Consider the following 20,198-nt stretch of genomic DNA (forward strand, 5'->3'; position numbering starts at 1 on the left):
AATAATGCAGTGTTTATTTTGTGATGTTCATATGGATAAAAAAAGAGTAATAAAAGAATTTACTGATTGCTTTGTTATTGAAGATGCATTTCCTGTATCAGAAGGGCATATACTGATTATATCAAAAGAGCATGTGTCTGATTGGTTTTCTGCTAGCGAAACACTTTTGGCAAACGTGATATTTGCTCTCTCTGAAATGAAAAATTTTCTTCAAAAAAAATACAATCCACAAGGATATAACATAGGTGTAAATTGTGGTGAATCAGCGGGTCAAACAATAATGCATCTGCATGTTCATCTTATTCCACGCTACGTAAATGATATAGATGATCCGCGTGGTGGCGTCAGAGGTGTCATTCCCGTTAGACAAAAATATTAAGAATCTTTAATAGAAGATAATATAATTTTATCGCTGAATGTGCCATTTGATTGTGCTTTTTTATTTTTTATTTGATTAACAGCATCACGTGAAATATTTTTGAAGAGCATGATAGCATCTAGTACTTCAAGAATATCAGCTATCTCTTCTATGTTATTTTCTGAATTAATAAATTCATGCACTTCTTCAATAAGCTTTTCCATAAGTTTTTCCCAATATTCTTCATCATCGGCTTGGTAATAAACGGGCACTTGACCTTGGCTTTCAATAATTTTGGGGATAAAATTTCTTACTAATTTAGGAATCATCACATGTACTCTCATTTATAAATGTTGGTAAATTATTTTTTTTAATGCATAAATAAAGCAATCAACTTGCTCATAAGAGTTTTGATAGCCAAAACTGACTCGAACTGTTCCATGAGGGAATGTTTGTAATGTAGCGTGAATTAAAGGAGCGCACTGCAATCCACTTCTCGTCATTATGTTGTATTCTTTGTCTAAGCGATAAGATATTTCTTGGGGAAGGATATTTTTTACATTGAAAGAAATAATGGGGAGCAGTTTTTCTGTTATTGCCCCATATATAATAATTTCTGGAATGAGCAGAAGGCGACTTAAACAATAATTTGTAATGTTTATTTTCGTCTTACATAATGCATCTATGCCATTGACAGATAAGTACTGAAGCGATCCTAATAAACCAGCTATGCCCATGTAATTTATCGTTCCCGCTTCAAATTTGGTTGGCAATGATTCTGGATGAATTAATGATATTGAATTGGAACCAGTTCCACCTTCATAGAGTGTTGCAACATGGTCTGATTTTTTTATATAAAACCCACCAGTTCCTGATGGACCCAATAATGATTTATGACCGGTAAATGCAAAAAAATCTATATTGCATTTGTTTACATCAATATCGAGCAGACCAGTAGTTTGACTACCATCTACGGCAAATAAAACGTTATGTTCTTTGGCGACATTGCCGATAAGCTCAATTGGAGCTGTGGAGCCGAGTACATTCGATCCGTGGTTTGCGATAATTAATTTAGTGTTTTTTTGTATTTTTTTTGTAAAATCGTCCATATTGAAATTGCCTAAAATATCTGATTCTACTATATCATATGAGATTGCCCGTTTATGCTTTAACGACTCAAGTGGTCGTACTACTGCATTGTGTTCATAATTTGTTATGATGACATGATCTCCGTGTGATAATGTACCCTTAATGATTATATTCAAGGCATGGGTAGCATTTAAGGTAAATATTATTTGATGTGGATATTGTGCCTTTAGTAATGCTGCTAATAATTTTCTCGTATTAAAAATAACTTCTTCTGCGGCTATAGCCCTTTTGTAGCTCGATCTTCCAGGGCTTACGCCGATTTCAGTTAAATAATAACTTATTTCTTGTAGGACATGTGGTGGTTTTGGATAAGACGTGCTTGCGTGATCAAAATATATTTCGCGCAACATCATGTGAACTTAATTTTTGTTTGAGCTTGTTCTAGGGCTGTAGAGATAAAAATTTTATCATCAAAATGCTCCCAGTCTGCTCGCTCAGGCGCTTTCAATGACTCTGCAATCATGGTTCTTAATAAGTGAGATTGAATTTTGTTTACCACTGGATAAAATGCTCCCTTGTTTTGACTGTTTTCAAAAAAAAGATATTCACCAAACTTGTAAAAAAAATCATCTATTGTCTGATATGATGGTATATCACACCTTTGAAATTCGGTATCAAGAGTAATAGAAATATCGCAAGATATTGGTAGCGCATGCAAATGAAAGTGATGACACATTATCTCATCTGGTCCAAAACTAACGCAGTGACCGGCCCTGCCGTGTTCATAAAAACTTACTTTTCCGTAAATTTGTTGCAGTAAAGATGAGACTTTATTTTTGAGATCTATTAAATCTATAAGATTTTTTTTTGGTAGTTCTCCTCCGCAGCCATGATGTTCTTTTGAAAAGATGAGCAGATGGCCTTCTGTAAGAGGGAAATCATCTAATGCTATAATAAAATTTTCGGTTGAAAGCAAAATTTTATTAAACTTTGCTTCACAAAAAATACAGCCTTTTTGGTGTATAAGATTTTGATTCATGTGTACATTCATTAAACAAGCTCATTTGATAAAAATGAAAATCAGTTTTTATAGCAGAGAGAATGTAGCAAAAATAAATATTTAATCAAATAAATTAACGTTTGTTATGATTATGTAAGAGAGTTGCTGGATTTTTTTTTCTTTATTATGATTTCATCAAAAATTACACAATTTATAGGAGGGCTTTGATGAATAATGCAAAAAATAATGATTTTTTTAGAGCTTGCTTATTGTTGTCGCTCTTGCTTCTTTTTTATAACACAGTTGCTATTTATAATAAGATTCTTTTGTCTGAGTCAATTAATATTGTTAGCGACAATGTTGATGAATTAATTATAAAAGCTATTAAAAACATCACAGAAAATGGTACATATATTCAAGATAATCCCAAGCCATGTCAGCAAGCATATAGCGTACATTACACATTGCTCAATCCTTTAAATAGAGTTCATAATTTAAGAAACCCCGTGTCAAAAAAATATTTATGCAAAGAATTATTAGCGTTCTTTAAGGGAAGTTTAAATGTACATGATGGATTAGCTCAGGCATCGAGTGTATGGGCTGGTATTGCCAATGAAAATGATGAGATCGTATCAAACTATGGATATTATGTTTTTCATGAAAAAATACCAGGAACTCACAACATGACGCAATATGATTGGGTTATCTATCACTTATCACACAATTTAGATTCTAGAAAGGCATTAATAAATATTAATCAACCGTATCATAAAAAATTACATGTTAAAGATTATCCCTGTACTATTGGGATACAATTTTTTGTACAAGATGATTATTTATGCTGCGTTGTATCTTCACGAAGTACAGATGTTTACTGGGGATTGCCATATAACATGGGCTTCTTTTCTTTTTTAACGGAATTAGTGTATGTCGATCTCAAAGAGCGACTGGATAGTGAAAAAGCAAAAAAATTAAAATTGGGCTATGTGACCATGAAGACTCACTTTACGCAAATTTATACTAGAACACGACCGCAAGCCTTACAATTATTTGAACACTATAAAGATTATCAAGGAAAGTACTTTACTGACATGCCAAGAATAGATGATGCGCAAGAAACTTTGCGAGACATTTATAATGGCACTCACAACACTACAATTATGCAATGGATTTATAAAAATGCTCAATAATAATCAACAATTTTTTTTACTATGTATCGTTACGATAGTTACCATAGTTGGACAAGAAAATTTTGTTCTCATAGGCCCTCCTGGTGGTGGAAAGGGTACATTTTCATCTTATATGACCAAGCAGCATAATTATCGTCAGATCTGTCCCGGTGATATTTTGAGAGAACATATTAAGAATAATACAGAGCTAGGAAAAGTAATTAAGCCAATTCTAGAGCGAGGAGATGATATCGATTGCACTGTTGTTTATAAAATAATCGATAGTGAAGTGACCTCTTGTTTGGAAAGAAAAATTCCATTTATTATAGATGGCTTTCCCAGAAACGCCCACACCTTTGAATTTCTTAAAAAATTTCTTAAAGAAAAGAGTGCATCTTCTCTTATTACTTTTATTCATTTTAAAATAGATAATCAAACTTGTCTTGAACGCATAAATAACCGGCTTGTTTGTACCTATTGCGGCAGCATTTTTAATAAAACAACCAATAAGCCAAAAAAAGAAGCGCTGTGCGATTGTTGTAACAAAGAACTTCAGATCAGAATTGGAGATGAAACAGAGATTACTGTAAAAAGACTTAATGCATACAGAAAAAATATTGAACCGCTCACAGAATTTGCCAAGAAAGATTTTAAGCTATATACAATAGACGCTCATACTCCATTGGTTGACTGCATTAAGATGTATGAATCATTATTAAAGCATTAACTTTATGCGTATAAATTAAGATGGCAAGGTGCGCAGCATAATGCTTCCACGATCGTCTATTCTTTCATGAACAAAAAAGTTACATTTTTTATAAAGAGCAATTGCCTGATGATTCTTTCTCTGAAGGGAATTTTGTTGGTGATACAAATAAACTTGCATAAAGCGCGTAAGAAAATTTCATAGGATATAACTCTTAGTTTATTAAAACGCATAACCTAAACTTATGCCAAATGCAAAGCCACCCAACTGTACATTGCCATTACTGAATACATTTGGCTTGTTTGGATAAATTTTTTTCTTTTCATAAGAATATTCACCGAAAATGCCAAGCAAAAGACAATCCGCGAGTAGTACATTGCAACCCGTGTTTACAAATAAGCCGATACCACCTCGATTTATTATGCGATCAACATACGATGAGTTATTGTGTTGATGGAAATAGAAGAAGCGCGGGCCGATTGCAAAGAAATAGTAGAAACGTTCACAAAAATTGAATACTGGTTTTAAACCAATATCAATTGGTACTACGGTTAGGCTTGTTTTTTGACACGTATTCAACGCATGGCCCCATGCTTTGCGATAGCCGATGCTCCCATAAAGATCAAGATAATAGCGAAAGGGGACAGATATGCTGCCTTGAATTTCAAAGCCACCATCATCATAGATATTCTTCATTGGAGATGCGGAAAAGAAAAAGTAACTTGGTTTTATTTCGAGCCACGGTGTTACATCTTGCGCACACTGTGCCAATGCGCACAGCAGCGCAGAAAGTAAGGCGATTTTTTTATTCATACTCATATCCTTTATTTTCACGGAACGATAACGAAAACCGGTGAACTCGTAACACCATTTCCAGCAAATGCAACTAACGAATACACCGAAGAAACGTAACGTGGTCGATTATGATCGTTATAGGTATTCGTTGAGGCATCCACTGTTGCGATTTTTTTTCCATTACGATATATAAAATAACCAGTAACTTCAGATGATGGACTAGTTGTCCATGTCAGTTGGTTATATAGTTCATATTCGAATCCAAAGTTATTTTTCTTTTGCAGCCCTTGAAGATTTGATGGAGGTTCAACTGTTGGAGGGTAACCTAAAAAATCAAATTGTATAAACGTAGGACTTCCGATTGGTAAATAAGACAGTGAATAATTCGGAATTGTTCCCGTAAATGTAACGGAGTCAAAGGTGCCTGTAATGCCGGATGACGTGAGAATTGTGTATGTTCCAGGTTGAGCGCTTGGAGCAAGGTCGATCTCTAGGGTACCGGCTAACGATGCGGGTCCAGTAACGGAGACTAAAGATGTACCGTTGGAATCAATTTTGATCTTCACAAGGCTGCCAAGTGTGCCATTAACTAGATCGGCTGGATTAAGAGACAAATTGCCAAGAGTAAGCGTTCCGTCAGTATCTGGAGCGATTGTTCCTGAATTTGCAAAGACATTGCCGGTCAAAGTTCCTGTCCCACTCAATGTACCTCTTTGCGAACTAAAGCCAATGTTTCTACAAACGAAAATTGATGCAGTATTGATCAGTCCATTCACTTTGAAATTCGCATTGTTGATGGTGATGGTTCCCGGATAATCAGTTGTTCCATTGTACACTACAGTTCCATTTCCTCTGACGAAGACACTTGTTCCTCCTGCGCCGAAACTGGTATCATCAGTAAACGCGACTTGATTGCTAAGTGTTAAAAGATCACCGACATCGTGTGCCATAAATGTAAGAGAAGAGCCTGTTCGCAGAAAAATACTATTTCCGAGAGCTGATCCATCGAGACCGTCTGAACCTCCAGGGCCGCCAGTTCCATGAGTTCCTGCTAGTACCGTAGTATTTGATGTATTAAAAGTGGTCGGAATACCCGTGAGCGCTTGTAGGGTAAAATTCAAATGACTATCCACAAAAATAGCGCCTCCAAGTCCGCTTCCTCCACCGCCGCCGCCACCTCCAAAGCCTGATCCAGAAGTATTGGCGCCAGCTCCGCCAGAGCCTCCACCGAGATTTCCTATATCAATTCCACCCGAGGCAGTAGAGCCATTAGAAGGTCCGCCACCTGCACCGCCGCCTCCGCCAAGAGAATTCCCGCCTTCCGCAGGCGTCGTATCAGATTGGTTGACTCCGCCGCCGCCACCGCCACCGCCAAGTCCTCCAGATCCGCCTTGTACAGTATAAGCTGTGTCATAAGCACCAGTACCAGCGCCACCGCCACCGCCGCCGCCATAGCCGCCACTACCGGCTTGTCCGTCAACTCCATTGGTAAAACTCGTTATGACAACCCCTCCGCCGCCGCCTCCTCCTCCATCGGCCCCATTGCCTCCGGAAGGTACAGCGCTAGCGCCGGGTGGTATAGTGCCCTGAGGTTGAGTTCCATTCGACCCGGAGGAACTGCCGCCGCCCCCACCTCCAGAGAGTACAAATGCGCTCATAGCGTCTCCGCCGCCGCCTCCTCCTGCATTGCTTCCGCCATGCTTACCCCCTCCGCCAGAACCTGCGGGAATCGCGAGACCGTAACCGTTTCCATCGAGCAGCCCCAAGCCCTGATCAGATCCACCATTACCTAGATTCGTAAGTATTCCTATGGTGGCTCGGGATCCAATGCCGCCGCCTCCTCCTCCGCCGCCACCGAGTAAGTCGCTCGTCGAAAGAGTAACGTCTCCACCGTCCCCACCAAAACCTCCACCGCCACCACCTCCGGTGCTACCGGTGGTTGTAATAGAACCCCCATTCCCGCTCCGGCCACCGCCACCACCGCCGCCTTCATTGCCTGTAGAAGAGAGACCTAAATAACTTCCCCCATTTCCACCAACAGCGGTGCAATCGTTTATGGATACATTCATCAAGGTAATTGAAGGATTTGAACCATGTAAAAAAGTTTGAGGCGCGTAAATGGCTCCTCCCGCACCCATGCCACCACCGCCGCCCGAAATTCCATTCCCGCCATTGCCGCCCTTTGAGCTGAGGTTTTGAAAGATCATGTTTTGGATTGTCACATTACCCATTGGTATAAAAAATCCGCTATAGGCACCGCTGTTGCCGTCAATGGTGACCGTGGGCGTAGAGCCGGGATTGCCAATGGTGATATTCACAGGATTAGATGAGTTGTTAATAAGCGGCAGAATTCCATTGAGTTGAATGGTCATGGGAAATGCAAAAGTAATCGCATAGTCATCGGGTGTTGTATTTAAATCTTGATTCATTGAATTCAAGCAATATCTCAGATCGCCTACCTCTCCAATGCCACCGGGATTATTATCTGTAGAGACTGTTACGTTGAGCGTTGTTAAGGCGTACAATGAGTGTGAGATGAAAAGAAAAATAAAATACTTGAATTTAACCATAGGAAGACCTCTCATTATTTTTTTTAGCTTCACGTCATTTTTTTAGAATCATATTGTGTAAAAAAAAATTATTCAATGTTTAAAGTTTGGAAGAGAGGAAAAATTCTTTTTTTGAGGAATATAGTTGGGTCTCATTGCGAATGCGATGGTTGCGTACCGAACTTTACCACTTTGTGCGACAATATGGGGAGTTGGTTGGATAGAAAATTCTGTTAGAAGCGCACCAGGAATGAGTAAGACAGAATTTCGGTCGTACAATCGAGAAAACTTTCTTGGTGGAGAAGAAAAATCATCGACGGTGAATGAGGATTTATAAGGAGAAAGGAGAAGCGATTGATTGTCCATACTATCGAGAAAAAGAGAAAACGCAGTCCCATCGTAATGAGGCCTTGTGGCAATGTAAGAGGGAAAATATTTAATTATTTTAAAAAGAATAGGTGGGTGGTCGTATTTCGACGAAAAAATAGTTTCTAAGCCTAATTCAGTGGCCGCTTCTTTAAATAGATTTCCGTATGGTTTTTGGATTTCAAGACAAGCTTCAAAAAAACGGATGATTTCCGGAATTTGGTTAAACTCTGGGTAATGAGAGCAAATAAATTGATGGAAAAGGGTCGAATAATAGAATGAGATCTGACTTCTTCCTTCTCTTGCCGATTCGTCGTAGAGACCAAAAAAATCAGTGGCATAGTAATTTCTATCTTGTGATCGAATAAAACGTTCTTTGGCGCTATATAATTTTTGTGCCCAAGCAGGATGTGCTTGAAGAAATGCAATAAGCTCATCAAAATATGCATACAGAGAATCAAACGTTATTGTTCCATGATTTTTATCGCACATTTCTAAATAACCTTCTCGCTCAAATTGTTCCGCCAGAGGTATTGCGCGCAAAGATCCATATGCAGAAAAAATAAAAATCGATATAAAAAAAGTCTGTCGAATAATCATGAATTTATCGTATAATTTGTTCGAAGAATTTGTCAATTTTTAAGGGATTTTGAGTATGAGCAGCGTCCGCTCACTTACATTTTCTTCAATCTGAATAGCATGCTTGTTTGTGCGCAACCGAAATATTTTGAGTCAAGTGATTTGCTTTATAGCGGGCATGCCAGCCGGAGCCTTGGCGTAGGCTGGTGTGCCCAGTAGGATTCGAACCTACGGCCTACGGATTAGAAATCCGTTGCTCTATCCAGCTGAGCTATGGGCACAAGAAATACTTTATTAGTATACGCGTTTATCGTGTTATTCTCAACCAGAATTTATGCAGAATTTATGCTGGAATGAAAATTTTACCGAATTCTTGAGCGATTTCTGCAAGTTTTTGATGACTTTCTGAAGAAATCTCTTCTGTTTGCAGAATAGTTCTATACAATTCCGGATAAACCGACTTGGTATAACTAACAAATTGTGTGGCAAAACTATTAACCGCTTTAAGTTCTAGAATATCTAAAAAGTTTTCACGTAACAAAAACAACTGTAATGCTTGATCAACAAATGAATACGTAACAAATTGTTGTTGTTTTAAAAGCTCAACAACTCGGGCACCGCGCGCTAAGCGCCGTTGGGATATAATATCAAGTTCGGTACCAAATTGAGAAAATCCTAAAAGCTCGTGGTATTGAGCAAGTTCTAAGCGCAATGACCGGGTCATTTGTTTAATAGCTTTTGTCTGAGCAGCGCCTCCAACACGAGAGACAGAGAGCTCCACATTAACCGCTGGACGAATGCCATTATTAAATAATTTGGTGTCTAAGAATATTTGACCATCGGTTATAGAAATCAAATTGGTAGGAATATAAGCAGTAATATCATCGCCTTGTAATTGAGCAATAGGTAGCGCCGTTAAAGAACCGCCTTTTGCTAACTTGCCAGCACGTTCTAATAAACGAGAATGTAAAAAGAAAACATCGCCTGGGTATGCTTCTCGTCCTGGAGCTCTTCTCATCAAGAGAGACATTTCTCTATAGGCTATTGCATGGTTGCTTAAATCATCATAAATAATAAGCGCATCATGTCCATTATCTCTAAAATATTCTCCAATAGAACAACCAACGTAAGGAGCCAAATATCGGTTTAATGGTGGTTCACTTGCATCAGCACTAATAATCACCGTATATGGTAGGGCATCATTTTCTTCCAAGAGTTTTACGATTCTGGCTAAATTTGCCTGTCTTTGTCCAATAGATACATATATACAGAAAACGTTGCGGCCTTTTTGATGCAAAATCGTATCAAGAATGAGAGATGTTTTACCAGTATTTCTGTTGCCAATGATCAATTCACGTTGTCCCTTTCCTACGGGTACTAATGCATCTATGACCATAATTCCTGTTTCTAAAGATTCATTGACTGGACTTCGCTCAATAATGCCGGGAATTGTCGCTTCGATAGGCCTGTATTCTTGAGCTTCGATGGCGCCGAGGGCATCGAGTGGCTTGCCGGTTGCATTAATAACGCGGCCCAACAAATTCATGCCAACAGGTGTTTTGAAAACGCCACCTGTACGCTTAACCACTTCTAATTCAACAACGGGTATATTTGCATTTAATAAAAAAACAGAAACATAATCTTCGTCTAAATTCATAATAATGCCATGATTGCCACCTTCAAAATCAAGCAGTTCTCCATAAACGGCATTAATAAGCCCATGCACCTTGCAGTTAAAATCACCAACTTGAATAACAATGCCAATTTCTTCCAAGTGTTGAGGAATGCCGCTGAGAGATTGTTCAAATAATGAAATAAGATCGGTATTTTTAATTTCCATAATATCCTTTATATGTGCGTTTTAGTGCATTAAGTTGAGCTTTTACCGAATGTTCCCATAAATACGTACTGCTGTGCAAACGCAAACCGGCGATTAAGGTTGAGTCAATCAGATACGTTGGTATAATATGGTCATGCGTTTTACGAGATAAAAATTGCATGAGGATATCTTTTTCAGGCTGGGTCAATTCATGCGTGCTGGTAATACGCCATTCTGCAATGCCGTTATTTTTCATATATATAGCGCATATTTCATGCAATATATCAGCTATAAGAATAAGGCGCTTGTCGTGTATAAGCAGATCAATGAGTTTATCAATTCCATGACTATATGCACCGTATTGCTTAAAAAGATTAATGAAAAAATCTCTTTTGGTACGATTGTCTATAGCAGAAACTTTTAAATAAAAAAAATGTTTTCTGTTCGCATGCATAAATTGCGTGATACTATCAAAATTTTTAAGTAAAGGCAGAGTTAATGCATCACCAAAAAGATTCATAAATGCGCGTGCATATCTGCGAGATATGGTATTATTTAACACGTCTAATCCCTATTTAAGCACATTCAGTATAGATATATTATAGCGCTCGCGTTCTTGGCGACTGGCGAAATTTTTTTTTAAATCATGATCAAGCTTTTCAAAAACATCGGGCATTATTTCAAGATAGGCCTTTCTAAGCGCTTCTTGCTTTGCCTGTATTTTATATTTTTTTTCCAGTTTTTCTCGTACGAGCTGTTTATCTGCGAGACATTCATGATAATAGCGATTATTTTCGATCTTCCACGTATCAAGATGTTTGTATAAAGCATCAAAAAGAACTTTTTGGCTATCTATATTACGTAAAATAGCAGTTTTTTCATGTTTATTTATAACTATTTGATCGTGTATTTCTTGAGTGATACGTTTTTTATTGGCTATATCTTGTTTAATAATGGGTAAGCCATATGTATAAAAAAGATATATACCCAACCCAAGTAAGATGAAAAAATTGATCCACAAAAACAAACTATTAACCATGAGGAGACCGTATTTTGTTAAAAAGTGTGGTTATGGTTTCTGCAACAAGCATTTCTTTATGTGATAATAGATACATTTCTGGTTGATGCTGAGCAAATTCAAGTGGCACGCAGTTTATATTTGTATGAGGCGGCACGTTATGTTTTAATATAGCTTGATAGCGTTGCCACGCCTGATGAGCTTGCTGGTTGAGTTCGCGCACTTCATAGATACAGCTCTCCCGACTTTTAATAAGATCTTGTTCGAGAGCTTCATGACGTTGAATAAGAGCAACAGCATATTTCAAAAAAATCTTATCAATTATTTGGTATGCTATGCAGAAATTGATAATTTGGAGTATAAGTGTCGCGTTAATATTCATGTGGCTTAAGAAACAAAAATAAGAAGCAAGCAAATAGCCAATACGTAAATGGGAGATGTTTCGATAATAGCCATGCCTAACATCATAGCAGCCCTAATTTTACCGGCGCTTTCTGGATATTTACCTATATTTTCGCACGCTTTTGACGCAACAAGTCCTTGTCCAAGGGCAGGGCCAATAGTCCCGATACCAATAGCAAAAGCCGCACCCAAATATCCGGCAATTTTTACGTAATTAATTGCATTTTCCACAGGATAACCTTTCAACGCATGTTAAATAGTATGATATAAACGCTTTATATTTTAATCATAATAACTTCATGGCGAAAAATCGATCTTTTTTTAAAAAAGTATATCATTTTGTCAAAATTAGTTAACGCTGCTAATATGGCTGAAGAATCTATGGGATAAACCATATTAAAAAAAGAGATTTTATATGAAGAAACTGATAATCGCCTCTGTCATACTGCTTGCATTGCACAATACAATCTGTTCCGAAGAAACAACGGGTCTTACACCTGGAAATATTTATGATGGGGGATTTGATGATAAATTTGAAGAATTGCGTGACCGTCAATGCGGAATAACCGTCCTAGACATAGTAGAGCATTTGGCAACACTCAGTGCCCCACAGTTGTTGCAAGAAAATTTTTATAATTATACAAACCCTATTAATGTTCGACCATTGGTTGATCTACCAAGTTTTCAAATGTCTTTTTTTCAGCTCCCCTTTGTTCCTTGCGAAGGCGGTTTGTCGCTTCAATTTTTCTTTAATCAAATGCGAGATGGGTATTTTACCAAATGCAGCCCAAACCTTTCATCGTATCTTAACCTCAATGTTGGATCTTCTCTTGAAAACAAAGATCTCGATGCCTTATTAGGAACAACTCTTCCCGAAGTATTTTCATTGTTTTCTAAAATGAAAATAGAGGAACGGCGTGTTGGAGCTATGATCGGCGGGTATAAAAATTTTAATAATAATTGGGTTAGTGCAATTATTCCTATGTACTGGTTAGAAAGTAACTTTTTTTTAAGCCTTAAAGAGCAAGAAGCTATTCAAAATCAACCTCTTTTTTTGAATGCAGGAGCCGGTACAGATCTTGATGGGGAGATGGCATTTGGCTATCAACATCTTGTCAGCACAAAGCTCGGCCTGGGAGATTTGCGCTTACAAATTGCACATAATTTTATTATGAGTAATTGTTCAACAATACTTCCGGCATTTGAGGTAACATTGCCAACTTCGCACGCTTTTAATGGAAAAAGACTCAATTTGTGGTTTGGCGATAGCGTTCTTTTTGGTGGCCAGTATTGCAAAATGTGTTGCCCGCCACCCTTTGACATTGAACAGCTTGTTTGTCTTGCTGCAGGAACGATTCAAGAGCAGGCTCAAGCAAAAACATTGGCAACAAATTTTTTTGTAGGTGCTCTTGATCGATTAACAGCAAACCTGCTTGATAGACCATTAGGGCAAGAGCATACAAGTTTGGGGCCGGTTGTTTATTATTATCGACAATTGACGGAATATATGGCTTTACAAGCAAATATAGGTTTTGATTATTTTATACCCCGTCCAGAAACACGTTTTTTTCTTGTTAATAAAAATTCGGCAGAGTTTGCCAGAGATTATAATGATCCTAATACGGCACAAGACAATTTAAATTTTCTTACAGAGCAAATGGTAAACTTGTTATATCCTGCCGTTTGTAACGTACGCGTTCATCCAGGTATGGTAGGTAAAGGTTCGTTGGCGTTCTGGTATAAATCACCATATTTTCATGGTCTTGTCGGTTATGATTTTTGGTATAAAACTAAAGAATATATAACCGTTCCCTATGCAACAACATTGTTATTAAATATTGATCGAGGCTTGAGGCCATCTGCTTATCAGGGTAAAATATTTGCAAAGTTCTTTGCGTATATGCCATGTGTTTGTAACTATTTATATCTTGGGGTAAGCATGGATGCGACGGTTAATAATCAAGGTATTGGTAAAGATTTCACGTTGAGTATTGACACTGTTTTTAGATTCTAATATATATTTTAAATTCAAAAAAAGAGGTAATCATGTTTAAAAAAAAATTGGCGCTCTTTACATTGTGCGTTTTATTCCCTATTCTCAATCATGGGGAAAATGTGGCTCCTATTGTCATAGACTCGGAAGTTTTACGATTTATTGATGGAACTCCGTTGGTTAATATTGCTCACCTCGTGCATTTTGCATTACAAATTCATGTATTTCAACATGGGCCAAAGAGTGCTGCGCAGGCATCTATGGGAATTAAAAAAATCATGTATAAAAATAAAGCCTATTCTCTTGAAGAATTGGTATTGATTCAAAAAGAAAATCCAAAGAATGATTATGCTGCTGCTCTGAGTCAAGCGCTGGTGATTTTTGAAGATATAGCAATGCCTTACTTGGCTAATTCTCGGGGATCAGAAGAGTATATGATTAAGCTGATTGCAGCGTGGAGCAAGCAGCGCAATAAGCCGCATACATATCTTATTGCTTGGAGTCAGGTAACTAAGAATGAGCATGAAAGTTTGGTAAAACATATGGTTGATTTTTCTCATCTTAATGAATTTTGCGATGATCTCAAAATGTTTCTCACAGATTTTATGAATACCTGTAAGAAATCATGGAAGCAGTATCAGCAGATGAGAGAATCGGAGAATAAAAAAAGTAAAAATTAATGGAACAAGAAGAAATTATTATTGGAACTGTTGAGCGCTTTCTCTTTCAAAGTCATGATAATGGATTTGCCGTTTTTATTCTTGCATCAAAAAATCTATCATGTATGGCAAAAGGGTCTGTTCCTGGCTTATCTGCAGGGCAAGAAGTAGAACTCAAGGGATATTGGGAACATCATGCAAGATTTGGTAAGCAATTTATTATACAGGCCTGTATAAATAAAGTTCCAACGAGCATAACTGGTCTTAAAAAATATTTAGGCTCGGGCCTTATTAAGGGCATCGGGCCTGCATATGCAGAAAAACTGGTGAATCACTTTGGTCAATCTGTTTTGACGATAATTGATACACAGCCGAATCGTTTGCATGAGGTTCCCGGTATTGGCGCAAAACGCATCGAAACTATTGTTACCGCATGGGGCGAGCAAAAAGGTATCGCTGATATCATGATTTTTCTGCAAGAAAAAGATATATCTCCTGCATACGCCGCTAAAATTTATAAAAAATATGGTCAAAATGCTCGCGCTATTATCCACGAAAATCCCTATCGGTTGGCAGAAGAAATTTGGGGTATTGGCTTTAAGATGGCGGATAAAATAGCGCTTAATGTTGGGTTTCAGCTTCACTCTTCTGCCAGAATTTCTGCAGGTATACTATTTGCCTTGAGTCAAGCAACGCAACAAGGCCACTTATATCTGGAGCTTGATGACGCGCGTCAAAAAACATTAGAATTATTAGAGCTTGGCGCGGAACATAAACAGTTGCTTAAGCCTGCGCTGCATGAATTATATGATAGCAATAAAATTACATTAATCACGCACCAAAATATATATTATATTGGGTTGCAGTTTCATAAATTTATAGAAGATTCGGTAGCAAAAACTATTAAAAAATTATTGGAATATCCTTCGGCTTTGACTATTAATTATCATACGCATTATGAAACCTTGCGCGTACCCCAGAAGAATGAGATCGCTCTTAATGAACAGCAGCAAATGGGTATTATGGCCTGCTTGAATAATAAAGTAACTATTATAACGGGTGGTCCAGGTACAGGAAAAACAACGCTTATAAAAAAATTGTTATCAATTTTAGAATTAGAACATGTTGAGTATAAGCTAGCATCTCCGACAGGAAGAGCGGCTCAACGAATGATGGAAAGTACGGGCCGTTATGCAATGACGTTGCACAGGCTTTTGGAATTTGATGTCAGCACTATGCGTTTTGTTCACAATGAGGGTAATGCGCTTAAAACCAATTATTTAATAGTTGATGAAGCCTCTATGATTGATGTTTTTCTTGCGCATGCTCTTATTAAAGCACTTGCGCCATCTACTCATTTGGTATTAATTGGGGATATCGATCAATTACCTTCAGTGGGCGCGGGCAATTTTTTACAGGATTGTATAAAAAGTGAGCTTGTTCCTACTATTCGATTAACAGAAATTTTTAGACAGGCGCAGGACAGCCTTATTGTGGTTAACGCCCACCGAGTGAATCGTGGCGAATTTCCTACGACGTCTTTACCAGATGCTCGTCGTGACTTTTTATTTTTGAAGGAAGAGTCTCCAGAAAATATGGCGGTTCATTTAAAGCGCATTTTATTTATTGAGTTGGCAAAGCATGGTATTAAGCAAGAAGACGCGCAGATTTTGGTGCCTATGAATAAAGGTCTTGCCGGTGCCTATAATTTGAATCATGTTCTGCAGTCGCTTGTTAATCCCGAACATAAAGAATCTGTTATGCATGCTGGAGTAGCCTATAAAATAGGTGATAAAGTTATGCAAATAAAAAATAATTACGACAAAAATACTTTTAATGGTGATATTGGTGTTATAGATTCTATTAATACCATCGACAAAACATTGGGTGTTAGCTTTGGCAACCGATTAGTTGAGTATGATTTTGATGAGCTCAATGAACTTGTTCTCGCTTATGCCATTACTATTCATAAAAGCCAAGGCTCAGAATATCCTGCGGTTATTATCCCTATTTTTATGCAACATTTTACTCTTTTACAACGCAATTTGGTGTATACTGCTATAACTCGTGCTAAAAAATTATGCGTTATTATTGGAGAGCCTCGTGCCCTTGCCATGGCAATCAAAAATAGTAAAAAGCAGCAAAGAATAACATTTTTAGAAAAATTTTTACGTGAATAACCAGTTTTTATATGACCAGTAACCGTTTTTTTATGCTTTTATCCGCTTGCATGCTTATGTGTGGTATGATTTTTTTTGCATATATGCATGATATAATTATTATTAATCTGTTTTATTATAAGCCGCGAGTAATTTCTTGTGGGCAATCGCACAAAAAAATAGTTACTATTACGTATTACGGACCAATGGGCTCTGTGCAAGAAAAAAAAGAAATTATTTGGTCGAACAATAAAATTGATAATGTGCAGTATCTTGTAACGTCATGGCTTACGTTGCTTGAACAAGAAAATATTGTATCTAAGAAAATATCATTACAATCCTGTGCGCTTTCTGTGTCCGAGCAGGACGCTTTTATATCGTTTGATAGAAGTTTTTTTGCAAAACAAAGCTCTGTGCGAGATAAACTTATGTTGATAGAAAGTTTATTGCAAACGATACGCGATAATGAAATTAATCTACAGGGGATTTATTTTTTAAGTCATCATCAGCCACTCAATGATAAACATCTTGATTTTTCTAAGCCATGGCCATTAACAGGATTTGTATCTGCGCCGTATCAAGCTCAGCCAATTACGCCGTTAGATAATAAAAAACAATATACTATTGTTTTGGCTCCTGCAGGTGATGCAAAAAATACAGAACGTGTTGTGTATAATAATTTTGAGTGTGCGCTTACGTTGCAATATGCCCAAGAACTTAAAACAGCGCTTACAGAAATGATGCCCTATAGCACGGTTATTATAACGCGCCATGCAGGCGATATAGTAGAGCCACTTTATAACGCTGCATTAGCAAATAGATTACAAGCTGATCTCTATATCAGCTTGCATGCATTTCAAGAAAAAGAGTTATTATCGTCATTAGGGCTTTATTATGTAATGTATAACCCAGTAACAGATTTGTGGCATAAAAAATCAACTAAATTAGAATGCACGCCCTACACTATGGCATATTTAGATAATCTGGTAATAACTCAAAGTTATGCGTTTTTTTTAGAAAAGAGCTTATTGTCTGAGCAAAAAAAGTACGGCTTTGCTACAAAAAAAACAGTAGGTATGCCCTTTAAACCACTTCTAGGGGTGCATGTTCCTGCAGTCGCATTAGAAATTGGCGTAACTGAAAAACAAAATATCATAGCGCATGTCATGCCTGTTGCTACAGCCATTAATGCGTTATTAGAAAAAATAAATTTATAAAAAATTGAAATCAAATGCTCTTTTTTTTTATGCTCACTACGATATGAGTATATATTACAAAAAGGGAATACTATGAATCTTGATTTACGTCACAAAGATTTACTGCGTGGATTGCTGTATATCGTCGGTGGTGTCGCGTTATTGCTCCATACTTTTGGATACATTCAAAAGGGCATTAACGCTGTTCTCATTATTTTATCTATCACTATTATTGGCTACGGCATTGCTAAATCCGGTGTCTATGGCATAGTGCGCAATCTTATTTCTAAGAAGTAGAACTAAAAAAGAGCTTAAGGGTTTAAACTCTTAAGCTCTTTTGCATAATTTTCAAACATGTGTTCGTATGGTGCCCAGAAAATTTTGTCTGTTTTTAATTCATCTTTGACAGCAGTATCCAGTAATTCAAGAGTCTTAATAGCTGCGTCGCGATTACCTGTTTTTTGCACAGTCATTTTAATGATTTGCATGTCAAATTGCGCGCCAAAATACTTTGTAACTTTCACTTGAACTTTATTAGTGACCAAAAGATTGAATATTGTTGCTATGCAGAAGGCTGCCAAAACTCTGAGCGCTGGCTTATTTATTAATGGTGTTTTTCCTAATAGCCAAAAGATAGCCAAGGTTAAACAGAAAGCAAAGAGCATAACTACATACGGTATAATTTTTAGGCTTAAGGGCGTAACGCCTTGCTTAAAAACCATAAAATAACGAGCAAGTAAAAAATCTTGTTGCGCTTGTGGAATATTCAAAAGCCATTCAGGATTTATGATCATAAAAGGATTTTTGCTTTGAGGATGTATGCCATATACTGCAAATTTATTCCATGGGTTTATTTGTATTCCAGCCTTTTTAGGTGCGGCAATTTCATAATTATTGTCAAAATCAACTAATTGAGCGGCCCTGGCAGCTATAGTGGTAACAGCTTCTGGTGCTTGTATAAGATAGCCATCTTCAGCAAATTCAACCATTTTTGCATGAGCTGAATTTGTTAATAATAAAGCTAATGCGATACTTATTATATGCATTGTTGCAACTCCCGTGCTAGATGTTGTAATTGTAGACAATATAATTTTCTTTCTCCGCAGGCCGGATGATCAGCGAATAGACCAAAATATGAATTTACCGATGGATGTTTATATTCTTTCTCCCATCGTTCAGCAAGTTTAATGCCTCCTTCATAAGAATTAAGTGCAGAAAGTGAACAATGATCAGCTTCGCGCTCTATGGTTCGCCGATATGCTAAGCATGTCAATTGTGTGATAAGTATACACATAAATACTAGCATATAAGCAAAGGCGGACGCATGCCATTTATGAGTAACATAATAATGTGCAATACGTTTGTGGATATATGCTGACAATAGCATGAGTATAATAAATAATAGACACAATGCCAGGTTCAAATATTGGGTATGGTGTTTTTTAACGTGCACCATTTCATGCCCAATCAAAAAACGTTGTTCTTCTGGGGACAAGTCTTCTAAAAAGCCTTCGCTAATAAATAAGAAAATTTTATTACTTATAGGGATAATATTGAAAAACGAGGGGAAATAAGCAAAGGCATTGCAATATCCATATACTGATAAGGCAGTCTGACTCATTTTGCGAATGATAATAGGCTCGGTTACGCCCATTTCACGAGCAATGGCCCGTATTTTTTCTTCTAAATTTTGAGCTACTGGTTGCGATCCAAATGATTTTTCTGCATTACGTATGGCATATGTATCGATTTTTTCTTGTATAAAATTATTTTTTGCAATTAATGATAAAAAAAGTGCAACTATGATAAATATCGGCGCTATGTATTTTATGTTAGATGCTTTTACTGTATCTGTTAATGTGATGGGTACAAAGTAGGATGCGATATGATTGAACATGATAATGCCTATTATTTGTTATTATAATTATATTTATAAATATATATTTATAATAAATTTTGTCCAATAAAACAGGGCCTGCTGAGCGTGTTTTATTGGACAATGGGTAATTGTGCTGAAAAATTAGAATTATTAGCACAAGCGATATAACTTATAGATACTTTTTTATGTACGCTTGAGCAAATTTTTTAAGAGCTTCTTTTTTATCCAGCAAGGCTTTTTCAAATAAATAATGGTAGCGAGGCCGTTCTTGATGGGGTACAAATTTTTCAATGTGCCATAGTGCATGATAGCGCACGTGGGATGATGTGTCGCCAGCGAGTAGTGCAATCTGTTTGTGATAATTTTGATCTGCTGGATTGAGCAGTAACGTGTAAGATTTTTGTAAAATATCTTGTTTTAAGGGCCATAATCGAATATTTGGATGCCTATCCTGCATGGTGA

General features: G+C 37.1%; 22 protein-coding genes and 1 tRNA gene. 8 read left to right on the forward strand and 15 right to left on the reverse strand.

From position 1 onward, the window contains the following. Window positions 1-4 precede the first annotated feature (4 nt). On the forward strand, window positions 5-379 hold the full coding sequence (locus WC707_06185; protein ID MFA6066741.1) for an HIT family protein: 375 nt from the start codon (window positions 5-7) through the stop codon (window positions 377-379). Here the strand turns inward: WC707_06185 and WC707_06190 are convergent. The 3 genes from WC707_06190 to WC707_06200 are packed head-to-tail and all read right to left on the reverse strand — an operon-like array spanning window position 376 to window position 2,486. After that, window positions 376-687, reverse strand: a complete 312-nt coding sequence (locus WC707_06190) for a nucleoside triphosphate pyrophosphohydrolase (GenBank protein ID MFA6066742.1) — start codon at window positions 685-687, stop codon at window positions 376-378. The two genes, WC707_06185 and WC707_06190, sit on opposite strands and share 4 nt — an antisense overlap. Window positions 688-702: 15 nt before the next feature. Beyond that, on the reverse strand, window positions 703-1,860 hold the full coding sequence (locus WC707_06195) for an aminotransferase class V-fold PLP-dependent enzyme (GenBank protein MFA6066743.1): 1,158 nt from the start codon (window positions 1,858-1,860) through the stop codon (window positions 703-705). Further along, the gene (locus WC707_06200) at window positions 1,857-2,486 is read right to left on the reverse strand and encodes a hypothetical protein (GenBank protein MFA6066744.1); all 630 of its coding nucleotides are present in this window, start codon (window positions 2,484-2,486) and stop codon (window positions 1,857-1,859) included. Before WC707_06200 ends, WC707_06195 begins: the two co-directional genes overlap by 4 nt. 188 nt (window positions 2,487-2,674) lie before the next feature. Between WC707_06200 and WC707_06205 the strand changes: the two genes are divergently transcribed. Then, window positions 2,675-3,637 carry a thymidylate synthase gene (locus tag WC707_06205; protein MFA6066745.1) on the forward strand — a complete coding sequence of 321 codons (963 nt, stop codon included), beginning with the start codon at window positions 2,675-2,677 and terminating at the stop codon, window positions 3,635-3,637. Next, on the forward strand, window positions 3,585-4,343 hold the full coding sequence (locus WC707_06210) for a nucleoside monophosphate kinase (protein ID MFA6066746.1): 759 nt from the start codon (window positions 3,585-3,587) through the stop codon (window positions 4,341-4,343). The genes WC707_06205 and WC707_06210 overlap by 53 nt, the downstream gene beginning before the upstream one ends. A 201-nt stretch (window positions 4,344-4,544) precedes the next feature. On the opposite strand, the gene WC707_06215 is transcribed toward WC707_06210, so the two are convergent. The 9 genes from WC707_06215 to atpE all read right to left on the reverse strand — a co-directional run bounded on the left by WC707_06215 (window position 4,545) and on the right by atpE (window position 12,081). Next, window positions 4,545-5,135 carry a hypothetical protein gene (locus WC707_06215; protein ID MFA6066747.1) on the reverse strand — a complete coding sequence of 197 codons (591 nt, stop codon included), beginning with the start codon at window positions 5,133-5,135 and terminating at the stop codon, window positions 4,545-4,547. 17 nt (window positions 5,136-5,152) lie between these two features. Continuing rightward, window positions 5,153-7,687 (reverse strand): hypothetical protein, encoded by a 2,535-nt coding sequence (locus tag WC707_06220; GenBank protein MFA6066748.1) that lies wholly within the window; start codon window positions 7,685-7,687, stop codon window positions 5,153-5,155. 72 nt (window positions 7,688-7,759) lie between these two features. Beyond that, window positions 7,760-8,632: a hypothetical protein gene (locus WC707_06225; GenBank protein MFA6066749.1), complete on the reverse strand. Its 873-nt coding sequence runs from the start codon at window positions 8,630-8,632 to the stop codon at window positions 7,760-7,762. A 183-nt stretch (window positions 8,633-8,815) separates the two neighbouring features. Continuing rightward, a tRNA-Arg gene (locus WC707_06230) sits at window positions 8,816-8,892 on the reverse strand. A 62-nt stretch (window positions 8,893-8,954) separates the two neighbouring features. Further along, entirely contained in the window at window positions 8,955-10,451 is a 1,497-nt protein-coding gene (atpA, locus tag WC707_06235) for a F0F1 ATP synthase subunit alpha (GenBank protein MFA6066750.1), read from the reverse strand. Further along, on the reverse strand, window positions 10,441-10,992 hold the full coding sequence (gene atpH, locus WC707_06240) for an ATP synthase F1 subunit delta (GenBank protein ID MFA6066751.1): 552 nt from the start codon (window positions 10,990-10,992) through the stop codon (window positions 10,441-10,443). Before atpH ends, atpA begins: the two co-directional genes overlap by 11 nt. Window positions 10,993-11,001: 9 nt before the next feature. Next, the gene (locus WC707_06245) at window positions 11,002-11,469 is read right to left on the reverse strand and encodes a hypothetical protein (GenBank protein ID MFA6066752.1); all 468 of its coding nucleotides are present in this window, start codon (window positions 11,467-11,469) and stop codon (window positions 11,002-11,004) included. Beyond that, entirely contained in the window at window positions 11,462-11,830 is a 369-nt protein-coding gene (locus WC707_06250; protein MFA6066753.1) for a hypothetical protein, read from the reverse strand. Before WC707_06250 ends, WC707_06245 begins: the two co-directional genes overlap by 8 nt. Window positions 11,831-11,835: 5 nt before the next feature. Next, a complete protein-coding gene (atpE, locus tag WC707_06255) occupies window positions 11,836-12,081 on the reverse strand; it encodes an ATP synthase F0 subunit C (GenBank protein ID MFA6066754.1) in 246 nt (81 codons plus the stop codon). A gap of 184 nt (window positions 12,082-12,265) precedes the next feature. On the opposite strand from atpE, the gene WC707_06260 reads away from it, so the two are divergent. The 5 genes from WC707_06260 to WC707_06280 all read left to right on the forward strand — a co-directional run bounded on the left by WC707_06260 (window position 12,266) and on the right by WC707_06280 (window position 18,154). After that, window positions 12,266-13,864, forward strand: a complete 1,599-nt coding sequence (locus WC707_06260) for a hypothetical protein (GenBank protein ID MFA6066755.1) — start codon at window positions 12,266-12,268, stop codon at window positions 13,862-13,864. Window positions 13,865-13,896: 32 nt separating this feature from the next. Next, window positions 13,897-14,523 carry a hypothetical protein gene (locus tag WC707_06265; protein ID MFA6066756.1) on the forward strand — a complete coding sequence of 209 codons (627 nt, stop codon included), beginning with the start codon at window positions 13,897-13,899 and terminating at the stop codon, window positions 14,521-14,523. Beyond that, window positions 14,523-16,682 (forward strand): ATP-dependent RecD-like DNA helicase, encoded by a 2,160-nt coding sequence (locus WC707_06270; protein ID MFA6066757.1) that lies wholly within the window; start codon window positions 14,523-14,525, stop codon window positions 16,680-16,682. The genes WC707_06265 and WC707_06270 overlap by 1 nt, the downstream gene beginning before the upstream one ends. Window positions 16,683-16,714: 32 nt before the next feature. After that, a complete protein-coding gene (locus WC707_06275) occupies window positions 16,715-17,878 on the forward strand; it encodes an N-acetylmuramoyl-L-alanine amidase (GenBank protein ID MFA6066758.1) in 1,164 nt (387 codons plus the stop codon). A 72-nt stretch (window positions 17,879-17,950) separates the two neighbouring features. Continuing rightward, window positions 17,951-18,154, forward strand: a complete 204-nt coding sequence (locus WC707_06280) for a hypothetical protein (protein MFA6066759.1) — start codon at window positions 17,951-17,953, stop codon at window positions 18,152-18,154. A gap of 14 nt (window positions 18,155-18,168) precedes the next feature. Here WC707_06280 and WC707_06285 read toward each other — a convergent pair whose 3' ends face one another. The 3 genes from WC707_06285 to WC707_06295 all read right to left on the reverse strand — a co-directional run. After that, window positions 18,169-18,903, reverse strand: coding sequence for a hypothetical protein (locus tag WC707_06285; GenBank protein MFA6066760.1), 735 nt, complete (start codon window positions 18,901-18,903; stop codon window positions 18,169-18,171). Beyond that, a complete protein-coding gene (locus tag WC707_06290; GenBank protein ID MFA6066761.1) occupies window positions 18,894-19,754 on the reverse strand; it encodes a M48 family metalloprotease in 861 nt (286 codons plus the stop codon). The genes WC707_06285 and WC707_06290 overlap by 10 nt, the downstream gene beginning before the upstream one ends. Window positions 19,755-19,905: 151 nt before the next feature. Further along, a partial coding sequence (locus tag WC707_06295) for a hypothetical protein (GenBank protein MFA6066762.1) occupies window positions 19,906-20,198 on the reverse strand: 293 nt, incomplete at its 5' end.

The sequence above is a fragment of the Candidatus Babeliaceae bacterium genome (genome assembly GCA_041660765.1).
Lineage (GTDB): Bacteria > Babelota > Babeliae > Babelales > Babelaceae > JBAZVR01.